Consider the following 18,989-nt stretch of genomic DNA (forward strand, 5'->3'; position numbering starts at 1 on the left):
GCCGAGGTACCGGCGTGCGCGGTCAGTGGTCGGCCTGATGGGTGGCCGGGTGAGTGAACTGCAGCCACCCGGCGCGGGGCCTCTTCCGCTAGGGCCGCGCCGCGTTAGGGCTGAGTCACCTGGCGACCGCGGGTGCATATCGGGCAGAGCTCGGGCAGGCGGCACCCGTGCCCGTGGTTGCCCTCGCGGTGGCGGGTCTGCACCTGCGCACCGGCGATGAGCTCGGCGGCTCGTTGCACCAGGTCCACGGCCCATTCGTCGTTATCCTCCAGCGCGGGCTGAACCTGCAGGCGGGCCTTGCTGTCATCGTTCACGTCTGAGACGCCCACCTGCATGAGTGCGGCACCGGCGGAACGCCCCGCGGAAGACTCGTAGGTCAGCTCCTGCGGACGCGCATCCGGGGCGGGTTCCCCGGACTGCGCCGCGGCGGCCTCGGCGCGGTACCGCTCGGCCAGCTGCTCGCCCGCGCCGGCCTCCACCGCGATCTGGTAGGCGGCCAGCTGCGGGTGCGTGGCCACGGCCGTCCCGTCCGGCTTGCTTTTGCCGGTCTTCAGGTCGACGATGACGAAGCGGCGGGTGCCGTCCCTCTCCGGTGCCTCCTCCAGGCGGTCCACGCGGCCGGTGAGGAGCGCATCCAGCTCACCCACTTCCCCCTGCGGGTCGAAGGGCACGGGCACGCGCACCGAGAAGGAGCCCTCGACGCCCAGGTTTTTCCAGCCCTGCGCGTCCATGTGGGTGCGGTAGTAGTAGCTCAGGCGCAGAATCATGCGCTTGGCCCGCTCGTAGAGGGCGTAGGCTTCCCAGGGCACGCGCTCTCGGTACTCCTCTTCGCTCTCGTCCTCCCTACGGGCGGGCACGCCCAGGGAGCCGATGCGCTCCTCCAGTGCGGTTTGGAGCTCTTCGAGGGTGCCGGTCGGGTACTCCTCGGCGATGGCGTGCACGAGGGTACCCAGGGAGCGGGAGAGGTCGGTCTGGGCCTCGGCACGGGCGGCGGATACCAGCCAGTCCAGCGGGGAGTTGTGGATGGTTTCCAGACGCGAGGGCGAGAGCGCGATGGTGCGTCGCCCCTCGTCGACGCCATTTTCTGGCGATTCTTGGGCGGGTCGGGCGAAGAACGGTTCGGTGCTCGACAGCGGTAGCAGGCCCCACCATTGCTCGGGGGATGCGCCGGGCGCCTGCACGCGGGCCAGGCGGGCCAGGGTGCGCGATGCGGCGTCGAAGCGGAAGGCCGCGGCCTCGGGGTTCAGGGCGGCTTCCGGGTTCTGGGCGGCCTCGGGGTTCAGGGCGGCCTCGGGGTTTAGCGCGTCCTCTGCGGTAGCGGGGGCATCGGGTGCGTGAGCTTCTAATCCAGGCGAGCCGGCCGCGTTCTTCAGCTCGGCGTCCTCGGCGCTCATGGCGGTGAGCGCATCCTCCACGAGGGTGCGGCGTAGCTCCGCCACGAGCGAGCGCAGGGTGGCGGGGCGGCGCACGCGGGTGATGGGTACCTCGGGCGACTCGTTCTCGGCGTCGGTGGGCACCACGAAGTCGAAGAACTCGCCGGGGGCTTCGTCCTCGTTGCGCACGGCGGTCAGCACCAGGCGGGTGCTGGCACGGGTCGCGGCGACGGCGAACATGCGTAGCTCGTCGTGGCGGGTGTCGCGCACGCGCTCGGGGTAGCTACGGATGCGCGCGGGCGGCACCTGCTGCCCTTCTGCCTGTGCGTCGGGGTTAGCGGGGGCGGGGCGGCGCATCCCGGCGTCGCAGATGTCGATCAGGTCGCCGGTGCCCAGCAGGGAGCCGCGCACGGTGGTGTTGGGCCAGCTGCCCTCCTGCAGGCCGCATATATATACGGTGCGCCAGGACTGCCCTGCGGCGAGCGCGGGGGTGAGAATCTCGACCGCGTCCTGGCGTACGCCGCGGGCGGCCAGGGTGTCCATGGGTAGGTCCTGCGCGTCGATGAAGTCGAGGAATTGTTCGGCCCCGGCGCCGCGCATCTGTTCATCGAATCGGCTGGCGGCTTCGAAGAGTCCGATCATAGCGTCGAGGTTGCGGTGGGCGGCGTCGGCTTCGGGGCCCGCGCCGCGCGTCTGGGCGACCCAGGTTTTTTCGAGGCCGCTGGCTTCCCAGAGGGCCCAGAGCACCTCGGTGCTGGTGGAGTCGGGCCGGGCGAGGGCCTTGCGGCCCGCGGAGAGCACGGCGGCAATGCGGTGCACGGCGCGTCCCACGCCCTCGGCGGGCAGGGTTTCGGGGTGTAGCAGGGCGCCCAGCAACAGGTCGTCGCTGGGGCGGTGGCCGCCGGTTTGCAGTTCGACGGAACGCAGCTGTTGGCGGAGTCGCCGCACGTCCATGCTGGATGCGCCGCCCAGCCGCGAGGTGAGCAGGGTGATGGCGCTGTTCGCCCCATTGAGGGGGTTGGAGCGGTTTTCTTCGGCGATGACGTCATCGAGGCTCTTGCGCATGATCTCTTCGGCCTCGTCGGGGCTCAGGGCCTCGTAGCCCGCGCCGGTGACGGCTGGGTTGAGGGCTTTCTCGCCGCGTTTGCGGGCGTAGACGAGCAGGCTGAGCGCGTCGAGGAAGGGGCGCACGGCGGGTTCGTCGCGCACGGGCACGAGGGCGGCGGAGGTGCGCGAGGGAATACCGCTGGCCGAGAGCACCCGGCGGATGCGCGCCACGTCCGCGCCGTTACGCACGATGATGGCGCTCTCGCGGTAGGGGCGGTTGCCGTAGATGCGGTCTTCGAGCAGCAGCTGGGCGAGCAGGTTCGCCTCGTCCTGGGCGCTGGAGAGCGCATACTTATACACTCCGGCGGGTGCGGTGCGGTAGTGCGCGGGGTCGAGAATCTTGCCGTCGGCGCCCAGGTGTAGTAGCGGTTCGTCGGCGGCGCCCCAGGTGAGGGCCTCGTCGGCGGGGGTGGTGTTGATGCGTCCGAAGGTTGCGGGGGTCTTCTGCCCGTTCTGCCCGTCCGTCTCTGCGGCGGGCACGTAGCGGCTGTAGCGCGGCAGGCGGCGGCGGATGTCGGCGAGCAGCGGCATCATGAGCGCCGGCAGGCGGTAGGAGGTGGTTAGGGTGCGTTCGGCCAGGTGCGGGAAGCTTTCGGGTAGCGTGCGCACCAGGTCGGGGCGGGCGCCGCGGAAGCCCTGGACGACGGCTTCGTCGCTGTAGGTCATGATGACTTCAGGCGCGGCGGCGAAGACGTCCGGGTATTCTGCGGCCAGCTCGGCGGCGTCTGCGGGCGGCTCTTCGGCGGCGATGAGGCGCAGCAGGCGGTAGGTGGAGGGGCTGAGCTCCTGCACGTCGTCGATGAGGATGAGGTCGTAGCGGCGGCGCTCTTCGGCGAGGAATTCGGGGTTGCGCAGTAGCAGCCGGCAGGCGTCGTTGATGAGCACGGCGGGGTCGTAGGCGTTTTTGGCGCGGAGGGCTCGCACGGCGCGGTATTCGGTGTGGAGCTGGGCGAGGGCGGCCCAGATGGGTCGGTTGTAGTCGCGGGCGAGGGCCTGGACGTCTTCGGCGGTGAGGTCGTATTCGGCCATGCGGTCGAAGAAGTCGCGGATTTCGTGGCGGAATCCGCGGGTGGGTAGGGCTTCGCGGAGGGAGTCGGGCCAGGCGGGTCCGGGGGCGATGCCTTCGGCGTGGTTGGCGAGCAGTTCGCCGATGATGACGTCTTGCTCGGGGCCGGAGAGGAGTTTGAGGTTGCCTTCTACGCCGCTGAGGAGCCCGCGGGTTTGGGCTCGTTTGAGCAGGTCGAAGGCGTAGGCGGCCCAGGCGCGGGTGGGGGCTACGGAGAGGCTGCGGTCGCTGGCGGCGGCGATGGTGTCTCGCATGCGGGTCGCGGCGGTGCGGGTGGGTGCGAGGATGAGCAGGCGGGCGGGGTCGAGCCCGTCGGTGAGGTAGCGCAGGGCGCGTTCGGTGAGGTGATGGGTCTTGCCGGTGCCGGGGATGCCGGTGAGCAGTTGAGTTGTCATGGCTTCAGTCTATCGGGTGGGCGGCGGGTTCACCTCCACCCACCCGATAGACTCTTAATAAATTTACAACTATTCAAATCAACAATTTACTAATCGCCCGGTTTATAAAATTTAGATCCACCTAAAATCTTATTCCAATAAATTTCCATTTGACGCGTATCCCCGTCGATATAAATATCTTCGCGCCCTATTTTAATAAAATTATTTGGACTGTTCTCAACTATAGATTTAGAAGTCACGTGCCCCCTTCGTGGAGGGGTAATGTGACGCTTTTTAATCCCTATAGATTTAGATTTTTCAGATCTAAGACCGTATATACACACATATCTAACTTTGTATTTATGAGACTTATGTTCCCCTCTGCACCAAAAACACGGAGCTGAGCAAGAGCCATCATCTTTACCTGAACCAAATACCCTAATCAGGGTTTCACAATATTCTAAAAATGCCTGACCACCTTTTAATTGACTTATAATATCAGGTTTATCTAGATCCTTCCAAGTAAGCGATGATTTCAGCTCAAGAACACATGCAACAGATTTTTCAGGATCAACAATCAAATAATCCGGACGCTTCGACTGAGAATGACAACTACCAAATATGGACCCTACTTTAAGATTATCATCAATACCAATTAAATATGACCCCTTTGGCAAATCAACGATACGAAGACTATAACCGGGGCTATCCTTTGTTGACGGTTCACCGATTGAAAAATTACCCTTTTTATCATCTATAAACTGAATTTTTGAATAATTAAATAAATTCTCAAAAAGAGTAATCATTCAATCCCCCAATATATATAATCCTCAAGCCTATTCATATCCTCTATTACATTATTAAAAGACTCCATTTCTATTCCATATTCGCTAACCTCTACTCTAGACAGAGTATTAACTTTACTCCTCCGCTTCCTTCCCGGGATCAAAACACTATTTTTACCTGTTACACAAACACTTACACTGTCCCACTTGAGCAACATATCCTCTTCGTACCCAGAGACAATATTCAAATCGCCCTCACTAATTTTATCCCAAACAGAATGCATACGAATTAGATAGTTTATCTCCCTTAGAATATATTCACTATGTGTTGTAATAAGGATATTAATTCCAGCTCGAGAAATCATAGCCAAGAGACGAGCCATCAACCGTTGATTCCTGGGATGAAGATTCAACTCTGGCTCATCAATAATCAATAAATCACCTTGACGCGCATAATAACGAAGATAGAACCACAAATCAGCTAACGCTCTAACCGAGCTAGAAACCTCATCGAGGTTCAAACGCTTGTTTCTTCCCTTTGGCAAAAAATATCCAACCGATGTCCCAGAATATTTATATTCACCCTCACTAATTTTCAAGAAATAATTAAGAATATCCTCGTGTTCGCGATATATATAGCTATCTTTCCTAACAACTGCTTCAAGCTTCGCCATAAAATCAATATTAGATTGCACGGCAGACGGATATTCAAAATCAAATTTAGGATCAACAGTCTCATCATTTACAAACAGTGAATCTCTTAAAGTTCTATTCCTGCTGTCCCCTCGATTCACCTTATTTGACACCAAAGAAACAAGCTTTTGTCGAGCAAAAGCCAAATCTTCCCTAAAAGTTGCAACACCAGTTCTTTCAGCACTTGACACGTATGGCCTTGGAAATATAGAGCGAAGGACAAACCTAATAAAGGCGCTAGATATTTTCTTATCAAGAATATCAATATCTTCTGAACTATAGCTTGACACAACAGAGAGCCTATCATCTATAAGTTCCTTGGGGCGCAAAGTTACAAACAACTCTCCTTCATTTTTATCAGCAATAACAGATACATATTCTCCGTCATGACCAACGCTTCCCAAAACGGGAATGTTTACCGTTAACTTCCAGCTAGACTTACGAACTTCCTCGATATCTTTTTCATCCAGTTGTGCGCCCAGTGAACTATTAGTAAATTTAGTATCGCTAGCTGCAAATATTGCCCCAAGACCATTTGAATAAATCTGACACAACCTATTTAGAACACCCTGCATAAAAGAACAATCAGACGGATTATCAATTGGATTGCAAAAATATTGCTCAAGGTCAACCTTTGACTCACCGGCCCGTAAAACCTCCATCAACCCAACAGGGTTTGATGCAACTTCTTCGTGAATTTCCATTACATCAAATATACCTTCCCAGCCACTCAGAAAACCAAATAGACTGTAGGTAACATATGTTTTTCCAGTATTATTCATACCGCATATAATATTGAATGGCTTAATGGAATATTCGGCATATTGCATTGGCCCCATATTTTGGACAAAATACTTCAAAATTTCCTCCTCGAATCAGAAATATAAACCCCGGCTTAGAAAATACAAAATACTATAAATCAACAATGAAACTTCCTTGTTCCGGGAGCTAACTTACTCTTCCGTGCACATTGCACTATGAACCTATAGTAACACTATATACTCTTCTGCGCCCTATTACTTGGGCAGTACTTCAAAGCGATATTCACAATTCCCAATTACCGTTCACGAGTCATGTACCAATCTGAAAATTTGTTTGCATTCTACGCACTATAGCTCCTGCGATGCTTACCGCGTGTTATGAGTTCCAGTTAGAGGTAAATCTACGTTTTTCTTCTTCTGTTTGACGTAACGAACCGGCGCGCGCCTTCTTCGCCGCTGGGTTAGTCTTAAACCATGACCTGGATGAACGGCCTGCGCGCCACCTTTGACCTTGAGACCACCGGTGTGGACGTCACCACCGCCCGCATCGTGACCGCCTCCCTGATCCTGCTGGACCCTCAGGGTAACGTGGTGCGCCGCGGCGAGTGGCTGGCCGACCCCGGCGTCGAGATTCCCGCCGGTGCCGCCGCCGTGCACGGCATCACCACCGAGTACGCGCGTGAGCACGGCCGGCCCGCCCGCGAGGTCGTCTGGGAGCTTGCCGGCGCAATCGGCGCGCTCAACCTCGACGGCGTGCCCATCATCGCGTTCAACGCCGCCTACGACTTCTCGGTGCTACACCACGAGATGCTGCGCTACGGCATCGCGAACGGCGAGCTGCCGCCCGGCGCGGTGCTCGACCCGTACGTTCTGCACAAGCACGTGATTCCCCGCAAGCGAGGCAAGCGCACCCTCGAGGTGCTCGCCGCCGAGTACGGCGTCTCCCTGGAGAACGCGCACACCTCCGCCGATGACGCCCTGGCCGCCGAGCGCCTGCTCGTCAAGCTGACCGAACAGTTCCCGCAGGTCCTCGACGTGGACGCCCACCAGCTGCACGAGCAGCAGGTGCAGTGGGCGGCCGAGCAGGCGGCGAACTTCCAGGCGTGGTTGCGCACGCAGCCGGGCAAGGAATCCGAGGTCATCGACGGCCGCTGGCCCGTCCGCCGGTAAGGGGCGCCCCGCCGCTACCACCGCCGCGGCATCTCACCTATCCTAGTGAGGGACGTACACGAACCCCAGCCCACTACACATACGACGGCGCGCCACGGAGTTTTTAATGGATCATCAGCCCAGCAACCCCTCAGAATCCGCAGAACAGTACTACGACACGAACACCCGAAGCATCTACCTCGGGTCGAGCCGCCTCGCGCACGAGCACCTGGTCGCGCAATCCCAGGTGGTGCTCCGCCTGGGCCGCATCCTCATGAAGTCGGGTGCGAGCGCGTACCGCATTAAGGCGTCCATGGCGCGCCTGGCGAAGGCTGTGGGATTGAAGGAGCACCACGCGCAGGTGACCTTCACCGAGATTTCCACCTCCTCGTACACCGAGGGTAACTTCCGCACCGAAGTGGCCGAGCAGCGCACCATGGGCATTAACGCCCACAAGATCGATCAGCTGGGCAAGTTCATCTCCGAGCTGCCCGAACGCATCACCCCGGCGGAGGCGAACGCCGAGCTGGACCGCATCGATTCGGCTAAGCCGCTGTACACCCGCTGGATGCTGGCGCTGGCCTCCGCGGTGGCCTGTGCCGGGTTCGCGTTCCTGAACCGCGGCGGCCTGGTGGAGTGCTCGGTCGTGTTCCTCGCCGCCGGTGCCGGTCAGTTTCTGCGTTCGACCCTTCTCAAGCGCGGTGTGAGCCACCTGGCCACCTGGATGGCCTGCGGCTTCCTGGCGGCCGGCCTGTACATTGCGGTTGTCAATGTGCTGGTTGCGGCGGGTCTGGTTAGCCCGAACCACATGATTGGTTTCATTTCTTCGGTGCTGTTCCTGGTGCCGGGCTTCCCCATGGTGACGGGCATGCTCGATATTTCCCGCATGGACTTTTTGGCGGGTATTTCGCGTCTAACCTATGTGGGTTTGTTGCTGCTGAGCGCGTCTTTTGCGGTGTGGGTTTTGGGTTCGCTCTTCCACCTGCCGTTGGCTTCCCCGGCTCCTCTGAATCTGGACCCGACCCTGTATCTGCTTCTGCAGATTATCTCCTCGGGTGTGGCGGCGGCCGGCTTCGCGATGCTCTTCGCCGCCTCGCCGGTGGCCTGCGTGTGGGGTGGCGTGATTGCCGCGGTGGCGAACCCCATCCGTATTCACATGGTGGAGGCGGGCATGCCCGCGCATATGGCCGCGACGATTGCCGTGTTTGGTGTGGGCATCCTGGCCGAGGTTGTGGCGCCGTTGCACCAGCGCAAGTACACCCGTATTTCCCTGTCGGTTCCGGCCGTGGTGACGATGGTTCCGGGTGTCCCGTTCTACCGTTCCATGTCGCATTTTGCCAGCGGTGACATGTACTCGGCGGCAACCGGTTTCGTGCAGTCCCTGCTCATCTTCATGGCGCTGGGTATGGGCCTGGCCTTCGTGCGTCTGCTCTTCGATAAGAACTGGCTGTTCGATCAGGACACGCAGGTGCTGAACCGCCTGGATACCGACCGCCACCTGCGCTAACCCGCTACCGGTCCCCTACCGCGTAGCCCCCCCCACGCGCGCGACCCAGCTACGTTCCCAGCCCGTTACCCCGCCCGTCAGACGTGTTTTGTCGTCACCTTTCGGTACGTTCAGACGCTCGTCACCTGCGGTTTACCTGAAGCACCTATGATGGTTAGGGTACGGGACGTTAGCGGCGCGCGGGCTCTGCCGCCCGGCACGCCTCGTCCCCTGTAATTCTTGAATTCGCCGTCTCGTTTGAAAGGCACCGATACGATGACTCCCTCCCCCACCCACCCGCTACACCACGAAGCCAGCGAGAAGCTATTCGAGCGTTCCCGCGCGGTGATTCCCGGCGGCGTGAACTCCCCGGTGCGCGCCTTCAACTCCGTGGGCGGCACCCCCGCCTTCGCCGCGAAGGCTAAGGGCCCCTACCTGTACGATGCGGACGGCAACGAATACGTTGACCTGGTCTGCTCCTGGGGCCCGTCGATTCTGGGCCACGCGCACCCGCAGGTCGTGGAGGCCGTTCAGCAGGCCGCCGCGCGCGGCCTGTCCTTCGGTGCGGCGAGCGCCCCCGAGGCGGAGCTGGCCGAGCTGGTCATCAACCGCATTAACGCCGCGATCCCCGGCGCGATTGAGCAGGTGCGCATGGTGTCCACGGGTACCGAGGCGACCATGACCGCGATTCGCCTGGCCCGCGGCGTGACCGGCCGCGACAAGATTATTAAGTTTGCCGGCTGCTACCACGGCCACGTGGATGCGCTGCTCTCCGAGGCCGGTTCGGGCGTGGCAACCCTGGCGCTGCCCGGTTCTGCTGGCGTGACCGCCGCGACCGCCGCCGAGACCATTGTTCTGCCCTATAACGACCTGGACGCCGTGCGCGAGGCCTTCGAAACCCACGAGGGTCAGATTGCCGCCGTCATCACCGAGGCGGCCCCCTGCAACATGGGCGTGGTCGCCCCCGAACCCGGCTTCAACCGCGGCCTGCACGAGATTGCCCACGCCAACGGCGCGCTCGTCATCTTTGACGAGGTGCTGACCGGTTTCCGCGTCTCCTCTGCCGGTTACTGGGGCTACGCCGCCCCCGAGGACGGCGGCTGGGTTCCCGATATTTTCACGTTCGGCAAGGTCATCGGCGGCGGCATGCCCATCGCGGCCCTGGCCGGTAAGCGCCGCATCATGGAGTACCTGGCCCCGGTCGGCCCGGTCTACCAGGCCGGCACCCTCTCGGGTAACCCGCTGTCGGTGGCCGCAGGCATTGAGACCCTGACCCTGGCCGACGAAGAGGTCTACAAGACCCTGGACGCCCGCAGCGCCCAGCTGCGCCGAGCCCTGACCGAGGCGTTCACCGCCGCGGGTGTGGACCACTCCATCCAGAACGCCGGCAACCTCTTCTCGGTGGCGTTTGGCACCTCCGAGAAGGGCGTGCACAACTACGCGGACGTCAAGGCCTCGGCCACCGACCGTTACACCGCGTTCTTCCACTCGATGCTGGAGTCCGGCGTGTACCTGCCGCCGAGCGCGTTCGAGGCATGGTTCGTTTCTGCCGCTCACGACGACGCGGCCATGGACCGCATCATCTCGGCTCTTCCGGCTGCCGCAGCTGCTGCCGCATCCGCCTAGACGCGAGCGAATAGAGAGAGGAGAAACCCATGGATTTGTCTGCCCTGGGAATTCCCCTGGAGCCGGTGCGTGACGTCTGGCTGATTGCCTTCATGGCGTACACCTTCGCCTGCCTGCTGGTGGATATTGCCTACCCGGTGAATATTCCCGCCGCCAAGGCGCGGGAGCTTTTCGTGGCGGTCAAGGGGGATCCCGTTGAGGCCGCGAGGATCCGCCTCGAGGATATGGCCGCGAGCGGTTTGCCGCTCTCTTCGGCTCAGAAGGGCTCGGTGACGAAGCGGGCAAAGAAGCAGCTGGAGAGCATCCCCGGCAGTAGCATCGTGGGCGGTTGGTTGCACGTACTGATGTATGCGTGGGCGTGGGTCGTGATGGTGTCCATCTTTACGCTGTACTGGGACATCGCCTACGACGGCATCCTGCTACCGGCGCTAATCCTGCCGTTCCTCATGGTGTACGCGGGTGCCCGCTGGGGCCGCCGCAGCTGGCGTACGGCCCGCGGCTTCAGCGCCGATGAGCGCACGCTGGGCATGCCCCGCATCTACTCCGCGACCCTGGGTCGGCTGAGCGCGCCGTTCCGCGTGAAGGGTGCGGTTCCCGGCATCGGCCCGATTCGTCTGGACCGCGTTGGGTTCTGGATTCTGCAGTTCCTGGCGGCTCAGGCCCTGCTGTACTTCCTGTACTCGCTCTCGGGGCTCGAGATGGAGGATATCGCCCTCCCCTACGTTGGCCACACCTCGATGCTCCTGGGAATCGGCGCGGTAATCTCGCTCCTGACGGCGTGGGCGCAGGTACGCAGCTATATTCTGTTCAACCCCGATTCCTTCGTGACCGGCCGCGTGCTGCTGCCGGCGAAGACCCGCGAGTACTCGACGCTCCGGGCGTTCCGGGTGCTCCCGAACAACCCGGACGCGATTAAGACGGACGCGAAGGATCCCGCGCAGTGGAAGGTGGAGGTGATGCTCCCCAACGGCAGCAAGCGCACCTTCCCGCTGAAGGACCCGAATATTGACTGCCTGATTGCGCAGCTCGCGTTCAAGCTGGAGCAGGGGGATTGGGCTCGGCTCGATTCCCCCGCCGACCGCGAGAAGCTGGCCGGGTACTTCCTGGACGGCCGCGCGATTTGCACGACCCTGGGTCACATCCCCGCGGGTAAGCACGCGGAGGAGGCGGCGCGCCGTGCGTCCTTCCAGAAGGCGCAGTACAAGTAAACCGATAGCCCGTATAACACTAAAGAAGCCACATGCTGTTCACACAGCATGTGGCTTCTCAGCGTTCAAAGAGGGAGGGATTTAGGCGTCCAGCTCGCGGAGCCAGCGGGCCGCCTCCGTACCGTAGTAGGTCAGGATAACGTCCGCACCGGCGCGGTGAATCGAACGCAGTGACTCCAGCACCACGGCCTTGCGGTTAATCCAGCCGTTCGCGGCGGCGGCCTCAATCATCGCGTACTCGCCCGACACCTGGTAGGCGGCCACGGGCACCGGTGAAAATTCCGCCACCTCGCGCACAATATCCAGGTAGCTGCCGGCGGGCTTCACCATGACCATGTCGGCGCCCTCCTCCAGGTCGGCGCGCACCTCCAGCAGCGACTCGCGGCGGTTGGCCGGGTCCTGCTGGTAGGTCTTACGGTCGCCCTTGAAGGTCGACTCCACAGCGTCACGGAACGGGCCGAAGAACGCCGAAGCGTACTTCGCCGAATACGCCATAATCGACACGTCCTCGAAGCCAGCCTCGTCCAGGGCGGCGCGCATGGCCGCAATCTGGCCGTCCATCATGCCCGAGGGCGAGACGGTGTGCGCACCCGCGCGAGCCTGCGAAACCGCCATCTTGCAGTACAGCTCCACGGTCTCGTCATTATCCACCACGAGCGTGCCGTGGCCGTCATCGACCAGCACGCCGCAGTGGCCGTGGCTCGTGAACTCGTCCAGGCAGGTGTCGGCCATGACCACCAGGTCGTCGCCGAACTCCTCGCGGCACACGGCAATCGCGCGGTTCAGGATGCCCTGCGGGTCCCAGGCGGTCGAGCCGATCTCGTCCTTATCCTCGTCGCGGGGAATACCGAACAGGTCGATGCAGCGGATGCCCGCCTCGTACGCCTCACGCACGGCGGGGATGATGCTCTCCAGGGTGTGCTGGTACTGGCCGGGCATGGAGCGAATCGGCTGCTTCTCGTCAATGCCGTCGCGAACGAAGAACACCTGAATCAACTGCGAGGGGCGCAGGGTGGTCTCGGCGACGAGGGAACGCATGGCTGCGGTGGTGCGCAGGCGGCGGGGACGGCGGGTGAGGTTCATGATCTCTCCTGAAAACTTCGATAGAAATATGTGGTCTTAGCTGTGGGGAACCTGCATGAGGGATGCGCCTAAATGAGGGACACGGCGGCACGCGCCAAATCTCTCGGGGAGGGTGAATCGGCCTGCACGTGGCGCAGGTTGAGGGCGCGGCAGGCGGATGCGGTGGTCGCCCCAATCGCCACCACCGGCGGCACGGATTCGGGGCCTAGCGCGGGCGCGCCGTCGAGTAGGGCGTGCAGGCGGGAGGGGGCGGTCGCCACGATTACGTCCGGGTTGGGGGCGTCTGCGCCCCGCAGGAGGGCGCGGGCGGCACTGAGGCTCAGCTCGCCGGGCTCCACCCGCTCGGCCGGCACCATGTCGTAGAGCACGCGCGCGGTCACCGACCAGCCCAGGTTTTTGAGGCCCTCGCGCAGGGTCGGGCGGGCGTTGGAACCCTCCAGAACCAGCACGGTGGCGGGTTCGGTTGAAGCGGGCTCGGATGAGACAGCCCCGGCCGCGGGCCCTTCGAGCTCCGCGAGCATGCCGGCGGCGCTCTGAACGCTCGGCTGAAAGTCCGCGTCCAGCCCGAGCTGGGCGCGCACGGCGCGGGCGGTTGCCGCACCCACGCAGGCGATGCGCGCTCCCCCGGAGTGAACCGCACGGGTGAAGTCCTCACCCCAGAGCTCGGCGCAGGCGCGCACCGTGTGTGCGCTCGTGAAGCTCACCCAGGCGTAGACCCCGGACTCCAGGAGCGCGGGAACACCGCGCAACTCCTCGGTGGCGGGCACGGTGCGTGCCTGCTGCAGGGGCGCGAAGAGCACGCGAGGGGCCGCGGCGTTCCGCAGGCGGTCCTGCGAGGGGTCCCGCGGGCCCTCCCCGTTGTCACCTTCGCGGGTCTCTTCGCTGGTGCTTTCGCGAGCGGACGGTTTAGCGGCCCGCTCAGCCTCCCACTCCTCGGCGAGGGCGCGCGCGAAGGCCGCACCCTGGGCCGCCGAGCGGGTCAGCAGAACCGTGGCACCCCGTTCGACGGGGCGTTGCTCCTCGTCCATGGCTACTTGACGTCCAGACCGGCCAGGGCGGCGGCACCCATCTGCAGCAGGTCCTCGGCCACGCGCACGCCCAGACGCTCGGCGCCGGGCACATCCAGCTCGGAGGTCGCGGAGGTGTGACGCAGCAGGTCGGTGCCGTCCGGGGAGGCCACCACCGCGCTGAGCACTAGGTCACCCTCAACGATCTCGGCGAAAGCGCCGATGGGGGCGGCGCATCCTGCCTCCAGGCGGCGCAGCAGGGCGCGCTCGGCGCTGACGGCCAGGCGCGTCTCGTAGTGGTTCGCGGCAATCAGCGCGCGGCCCAGGGAGCGGGTCGGCCGGGCCAGCTCGGCGTCGTCGAGCACGGCCGGATCGGGGTTGCCGAACTCGCTCTCGCGCACCTCCAGGGCCAGGGCGCCCTGACCGGGGGCCGGCAGCATGCGGCTGGGGTCCAGGTACTCGGTAATCAGGTGTTCCTTGCCCAGGCGCTTGAGGCCGGAGACGGCCAGCACCACGGCGTCGCAATCGCCAAGGCGTTCGGTGCCCACGCCGCGGTCGGCGTGCTCGTCGGTCTCGGCATTCTGGCGAAGGACGACCTGCTTGCCGGAGTGCTCCTCGAGGCCCTTCACGCGGCCGATGCGGGTGCCCACGTTACCGCGGATATCCACGATCTCGAGGTCGGGTCGCAGGGCCCGCAGCTGGGCGGCTCGGCGCGGCGAGCCGGTGCCCACGCGGGAGCCCTCCGGCAGGGTGTCGACGGTGAGGCCGTCGCGGGCCACGAGGGCGTCGCGCGGGTCCTCACGCTTGAGGGTTGCGGCGACGACCAGGCCGGGGCAGGGCGCGGAGGGCAGGTCCTTCAGGGAATGAACGGCCATGTCCACGCGCTGCTCGGCGGGGGCGTCGGCACCGTCCAGCAGGCGCTGGCGCAGGGCGGCGGCGAACACGCCGGTGCCGCCCAGGGTGGCCAGCGGGCCGGTGAGCACGTCGCCCTCGGTCTTGACGGTGCGCAGCTCGAAGCTCACGCTTTCGGCGGGCTCACCGCCCGGCTGGTGCTTGGCGTAAAGCTCGGTGACGGATTCGGCCGCCAGACGGCTCTGGGTGAGCGCGAGCGCGGAGCCTCGGGTGCCCAGAATGTACTCGCTGTGGCTCATTTCTCTCCTGCTCTAGTCCTCTTCGGACCGGTCGGTGCATCCGGTGCAATATTCGGCGACGACGGGTTTCTCCGCGCCACGGCCCGGCTTGCAGCAGCCCGGCTCGCACTCGTCGAACCAGCCGTACTGGCCGCTCGCGCTCGGGGCGCACACGCTCTCGCGGCCGGGGCGCAGGTCGGCGGGAACGCCGTTCTCCACGCGCTCCTCAATGAGGCGGCGCAGCGACTCCACGTACGCCGGATGCGTACCGGGGGTCGGGGTGCGCACGGCCACCACGCCCAGGCGCTCACAGGTGTCCAGAGCCTCGGTGTCGAGGTCCCACTTCACCTCCATGTGGTCGGAGACGAAGCCGAGGGGCACCAGCACGACGCCTTCCACGGGGGCCTCGCCGTCTTCCGCCGGGTTGGCGGGGGTGGGCAGCGCCTCCAGGGCGTCGTTGACGTCCGGTTCCAGCCAGGGCATGGACGGCGGGCCGGAGCGGGACTGGTACACCAGCTCCCACTCGACGTTCTGCAGAAGCTGCGGGGCCTCATCGCGCACAAGCGAAAGCACGGCGCGGGCGACCTGCAGGTGCTTCTCCACGTAGGCGGAGCCGCCCTCGTAGTTCACCCCGCGCGGGCCAGCCTCGTTCGCGGCAGAGGTGGGCACCGAGTGGGTGCAGAACATGATGCGCAGGCGCGGGTTCACCGAACCGCTATCGCGGGCGGTAAGCTGTTCGCGCACCGTGGCCAGGCCGTCCTTCAGGCCGTCGGCGAAGGCGCGGGCGAAGCCGGGCACGTCGAAGAACTGGCGAATCTTGCCCACGTGCATGCGGCCCTCCAGGCCGAGCTGCTGCAGCGCGATACCGTAGTCCTCGCGGTACTGGCGGCAGCTCGAGTAACCCGGGTAGGCGCTGGTGGCCAGCACCAGCACGTTGCGGTGGCCGTTCTCGTAGGCCTCGGCGAGCACGTCCTTCACGTAGGGCTTCCAGTTGCGGTTCGCCCAGGTAATCGGGATGCGCGGGCCGCGCTCGGCCAGCGCCTGCTGCAGCGCGGCGAGCAGGGCGCGGTTCTGCTCGTTAATCGGCGAGACACCGCCGTTGGCGCGGTAGTGGGTGGCGACCTCCTCGAGGCGCTCATCCGGGATGCCGCGGCCGGCGGTCACATTGCGCAGGAACGGGATGACGTCCTCCTGACCCTCGGGGCCGCCGAAGGAGGAGAGAATCACCAGGTCGTAGGGTCGGGGTTCCTCGGCGCGAACACGGATGATGGTCCGCTCGCTGCGGTACTCCCCCAGGGTCTGCTCGGTCAACCGCGCCGGGCCGTTGGAGGCCGTGTTGGCGGGGTCGGTGCGGTTGGGGATGACGTCATCGGGCAGGAGGGAACCGTTCAGGGTGCCCTCGCCCGAGGGGTTTGTGTGTGCGGGGGCGAAACGCGCGGGACGCGCCGCCACCCCGGCCACGCCGGCGGCGGAGGACGCAACCGAGGTGTTCTCGGCGGCGGCCTCTACCGCGCTGGACGAACCGGGGTGGGAGCAACCGCATCCGCGGGTAGCGCCGTGAGGCTGTTGGCTCACGCCAGAACCTCTGCGATTTCGTCGGCACCGATGCGGCGACCGGTGTAGAAGGGGGTGTCCTCGCGAACGTGCAGGCGTGCTTCGGTGTTGCGGAAGTGACGCATCAGGTCGACCAGGTCAACCAGCACAGGTGCTTCGAGAGCCAGAACCCACTCGTAGTCGTTCAGGCCGAACGATGCGACGGTGTTGGCCAGAACCTGCGGGAAGTCGATGGCCTTCATGCCGTGGTTCTTCAGCATCTCGGCGCGACGCTCGGGGTTCATGTAGTACCAGTCGTAGGAGCGCACGAAGGGGTACACGCAGACCCAAGCCTCGGGGGCCTTGCCGCGGGCGTAGGCGGGTGCGTGGTTGCGGGTGAACTCAGCCTCGCGGTGAACGCCCATGGTGGACCAGACGATGGTGGTGCCGGAGAACAGTGCGGTGCGGCGAATCTTGCGCACGGCGGCCTGCAGCTTCTCGGGGCTCTGGCCGTGGGTCCAGATCATGATGTCGGCGTTGTCGCGCATTGCGGAAACGTCGTAGATGCCGCGCAGGGTCACGCCCTCGGCGGCCAGCTGCTCGGCGACCTTCTCGAACTCGGCGCGAGCCTCGTCGGTGTTAGCCTCTGCCGGGCGTGCGCCGGAGCGTGCGAACACGGTGTACAGGGCGTAGTGCAGGGTTTCGCCCTCTTCGCGACCGCGACGGTTCTCGTCGGCTGCGGAGTGCTGAACAGCGTAGCCCTTGGGTGCGCCACCGTAACCCTGGCCGGGGTGGGTGTAACCGCCGTGGCCGTGGCCGCCCTGTGCTGCGTGGGGGTGAGACATGGTTCTTCTCTTCCTTTCCTCAGCGGTAACCCGCTGTTCGTGGTGCGAGGCTTCCGTAGCCGCGCACCGGTTGATTGGTGAATATTCTGCGCTCTTCCCGCCCGAAGCGGTAGGAGGCATCCCACAGGCGTGGGAAGTCTTTGAGGGGACGCTACGCGCCCTTGGACTTGGCGCCGGGGGTGCCGGGGGTGCCCGCCGCATCCTGCTTGGGTTCGGGGGCCTTTACGCCCTCCCAGTTCTGGGCGGCGTGGGTGATGAGGCAGTCCATCTGCTCGTAGGTGTCGCGCACCGTGGCCACGAGGCCCGAGCCTGCGGCCCAGGAGCCGACGGTGCTGAGCGTGCCCAGCTCGCTGGCGCGCTCGCGGAACTCCTGCACGCGCTTGCGGTGACCCGGCGTGGAGGCGGGCAGAACACCGCGCCAGCGCACGACGTCCGCATCCACCAGATTGTTGCGGGTGAGCGGCACGTCCGTCATGCGGGTTGCGTCACGCAGGGCCAGGGTGATGAGCTGCTCGTCGGCCAGGGCGACCTCGGAGAAGCGGGAGTCCTCGCCGCCTCGGCCGTAGGACAGGCGCACCACGTGGCGGTCCGGGCCGGCCTCGTCGGCCACCCACTGCCACTTGGCGGTCGCGTGGGTCAGGGCCTTGGCGCGCACGGCGGTGGCCTGTTCCGAGACGAGCAGGCCGGTGCCGCGGGGGTGCTGGTTGAGGGCCGGCGCATCTACGACGAGGGTCACGAGGGCGACCTCGGGGCCGGGTTCCACGGCGGGCAGCGCGGTGGAGACGTGCGGGCCGATGAGTCGGGCCACGGTCGGGCCGTCGGTGGCGAGCACCAGGTAGTCGGCGTAGAGGGGCGTGTTCTCGCCGTCAGTGGTGTGGCGCTGGATGATGAACCACTGGCCGGTGGATTCGTCGCGGTCCACGGCGATGACGTCAAAGTTGGTCACGATGCGCACGCCGGCCTCGTAGAGTTCCTCCACGAGACGCTCGGAGAGCTGGTTCATGCCGCCCACGATGCCCGCAACCTGCGAGCCGGCGGGGGCCGCCGAACGGAAGGCGGCCGCGGCTGCCGAAAGGGAGCCGTGCTTGCGCAGGGCCGCGCGCAGGCCGGGGATGGTGGCGTCCACGTCGAGCTTGTCGGGGTGGGTGGAGTACACGCCCGAGACCACGGGTGCGACCAGGTTATCGAGCACCTTCTGGCCCATGCGCAGGCGCACGAGCTCGCCCAGGGTCTTCGCCTTCTCGCCCACGGAGGCGGGCAGGAGGCGGTCCAGCTGGGCGCGGCGCAGGCCGCTCTTACCGATGACGGGAATCAGCGACTTATCGCTCACGTTGCCGGGAATACCCATAATGCCGGTGCTGGGGGTGCGGCAGGCTCCCTGCGGCAGGTACAGCCAGGAACCGTAGGAATTGGGGGTGACGATCTGATCGCCCAGGCCGAGCTCCTCGACGAGTTCGCGCACGATGGGGCTGCGGGTTGCGAAGGATTCGGCGCCGGAGTCCAGCAGTAGGCCGCCGACTTCGTGCGCGCCCACGGCACCGCCGAGGTGGGGACGCTGCTCGAGCAGGGTCACGCGCAGGCCGGCCGCGGCGAGGCGGCGGGCCGCGATCAGGCCGGAGGGGCCGCCGCCGATAACGATGGCGGTGGGCGCCTTGTCGTTGGCGCGGTGAGCCGCTCGTGCCGCCAGACGTGCGGTGGAGGACTGCCCCTGCGCGGTGTATCGGTGCGCCTGGTTATCGTGATTCCCCATGGTTTTCTCCTTT

13 protein-coding genes are annotated in these 18,989 nt (G+C 64.4%); 4 read left to right on the forward strand and 9 right to left on the reverse strand.

All coding sequences use genetic code 11. From position 1 onward, the window contains the following. Positions 1 to 104: 104 nt before the first annotated feature. From HMPREF2944_RS08775 to HMPREF2944_RS09070, 3 genes are all read right to left on the reverse strand, one after another. Entirely contained in the window at positions 105 to 3,941 is a 3,837-nt protein-coding gene (locus HMPREF2944_RS08775) for an ATP-dependent DNA helicase (protein ID WP_070682459.1), read from the reverse strand. An 89-nt stretch (positions 3,942 to 4,030) separates the two neighbouring features. Further along, entirely contained in the window at positions 4,031 to 4,726 is a 696-nt protein-coding gene (locus HMPREF2944_RS09210) for a hypothetical protein (protein ID WP_141755757.1), read from the reverse strand. Continuing rightward, positions 4,723 to 6,258 (reverse strand): AAA family ATPase, encoded by a 1,536-nt coding sequence (locus HMPREF2944_RS09070; protein WP_083313114.1) that lies wholly within the window; start codon positions 6,256 to 6,258, stop codon positions 4,723 to 4,725. The genes HMPREF2944_RS09210 and HMPREF2944_RS09070 overlap by 4 nt, the downstream gene beginning before the upstream one ends. 375 nt (positions 6,259 to 6,633) lie before the next feature. On the opposite strand from HMPREF2944_RS09070, the gene HMPREF2944_RS08785 reads away from it, so the two are divergent. The 4 genes from HMPREF2944_RS08785 (at position 6,634) to HMPREF2944_RS08800 (ending at position 11,628) form a co-directional block, all read left to right on the forward strand. Further along, the gene (locus HMPREF2944_RS08785) at positions 6,634 to 7,329 is read left to right on the forward strand and encodes a 3'-5' exonuclease (RefSeq protein ID WP_070682463.1); all 696 of its coding nucleotides are present in this window, start codon (positions 6,634 to 6,636) and stop codon (positions 7,327 to 7,329) included. Between the two features lie 106 nt (positions 7,330 to 7,435). Beyond that, on the forward strand, positions 7,436 to 8,815 hold the full coding sequence (locus HMPREF2944_RS08790; protein ID WP_070682465.1) for a threonine/serine exporter family protein: 1,380 nt from the start codon (positions 7,436 to 7,438) through the stop codon (positions 8,813 to 8,815). A 255-nt stretch (positions 8,816 to 9,070) separates the two neighbouring features. Next, on the forward strand, positions 9,071 to 10,420 hold the full coding sequence (gene hemL, locus HMPREF2944_RS08795; RefSeq protein WP_070649681.1) for a glutamate-1-semialdehyde 2,1-aminomutase: 1,350 nt from the start codon (positions 9,071 to 9,073) through the stop codon (positions 10,418 to 10,420). A gap of 29 nt (positions 10,421 to 10,449) precedes the next feature. Beyond that, a complete protein-coding gene (locus HMPREF2944_RS08800; protein ID WP_070483788.1) occupies positions 10,450 to 11,628 on the forward strand; it encodes a sugar dehydrogenase in 1,179 nt (392 codons plus the stop codon). Positions 11,629 to 11,709: 81 nt separating this feature from the next. On the opposite strand, the gene hemB is transcribed toward HMPREF2944_RS08800, so the two are convergent. The 6 genes from hemB to hemG form a co-directional block, all read right to left on the reverse strand. Next, positions 11,710 to 12,711 (reverse strand): porphobilinogen synthase, encoded by a 1,002-nt coding sequence (gene hemB / locus HMPREF2944_RS08805; protein WP_049332119.1) that lies wholly within the window; start codon positions 12,709 to 12,711, stop codon positions 11,710 to 11,712. A 68-nt stretch (positions 12,712 to 12,779) separates the two neighbouring features. After that, the gene (locus tag HMPREF2944_RS08810) at positions 12,780 to 13,739 is read right to left on the reverse strand and encodes a uroporphyrinogen-III synthase (RefSeq protein WP_070682467.1); all 960 of its coding nucleotides are present in this window, start codon (positions 13,737 to 13,739) and stop codon (positions 12,780 to 12,782) included. A 2-nt stretch (positions 13,740 to 13,741) separates the two neighbouring features. Then, complete coding sequence (locus tag HMPREF2944_RS08815; protein ID WP_049343921.1) at positions 13,742 to 14,869, reverse strand: hydroxymethylbilane synthase; 1,128 nt, start codon at positions 14,867 to 14,869, stop codon at positions 13,742 to 13,744. A 12-nt stretch (positions 14,870 to 14,881) separates the two neighbouring features. Beyond that, positions 14,882 to 16,210, reverse strand: a complete 1,329-nt coding sequence (locus tag HMPREF2944_RS08820; RefSeq protein WP_210398471.1) for a ferrochelatase — start codon at positions 16,208 to 16,210, stop codon at positions 14,882 to 14,884. A 209-nt stretch (positions 16,211 to 16,419) separates the two neighbouring features. Beyond that, complete coding sequence (gene hemQ, locus HMPREF2944_RS08825; RefSeq protein ID WP_070682469.1) at positions 16,420 to 17,226, reverse strand: hydrogen peroxide-dependent heme synthase; 807 nt, start codon at positions 17,224 to 17,226, stop codon at positions 16,420 to 16,422. Positions 17,227 to 17,377: 151 nt separating this feature from the next. Beyond that, on the reverse strand, positions 17,378 to 18,976 hold the full coding sequence (hemG, locus tag HMPREF2944_RS08830) for a protoporphyrinogen oxidase (RefSeq protein WP_070682471.1): 1,599 nt from the start codon (positions 18,974 to 18,976) through the stop codon (positions 17,378 to 17,380). Between the last annotated feature and the right edge of the window lie 13 nt (positions 18,977 to 18,989).

The organism is Rothia sp. HMSC072E10, from assembly GCF_001813965.1.
Taxonomy (GTDB): Bacteria; Actinomycetota; Actinomycetes; order Actinomycetales; family Micrococcaceae; genus Rothia; species Rothia mucilaginosa_A.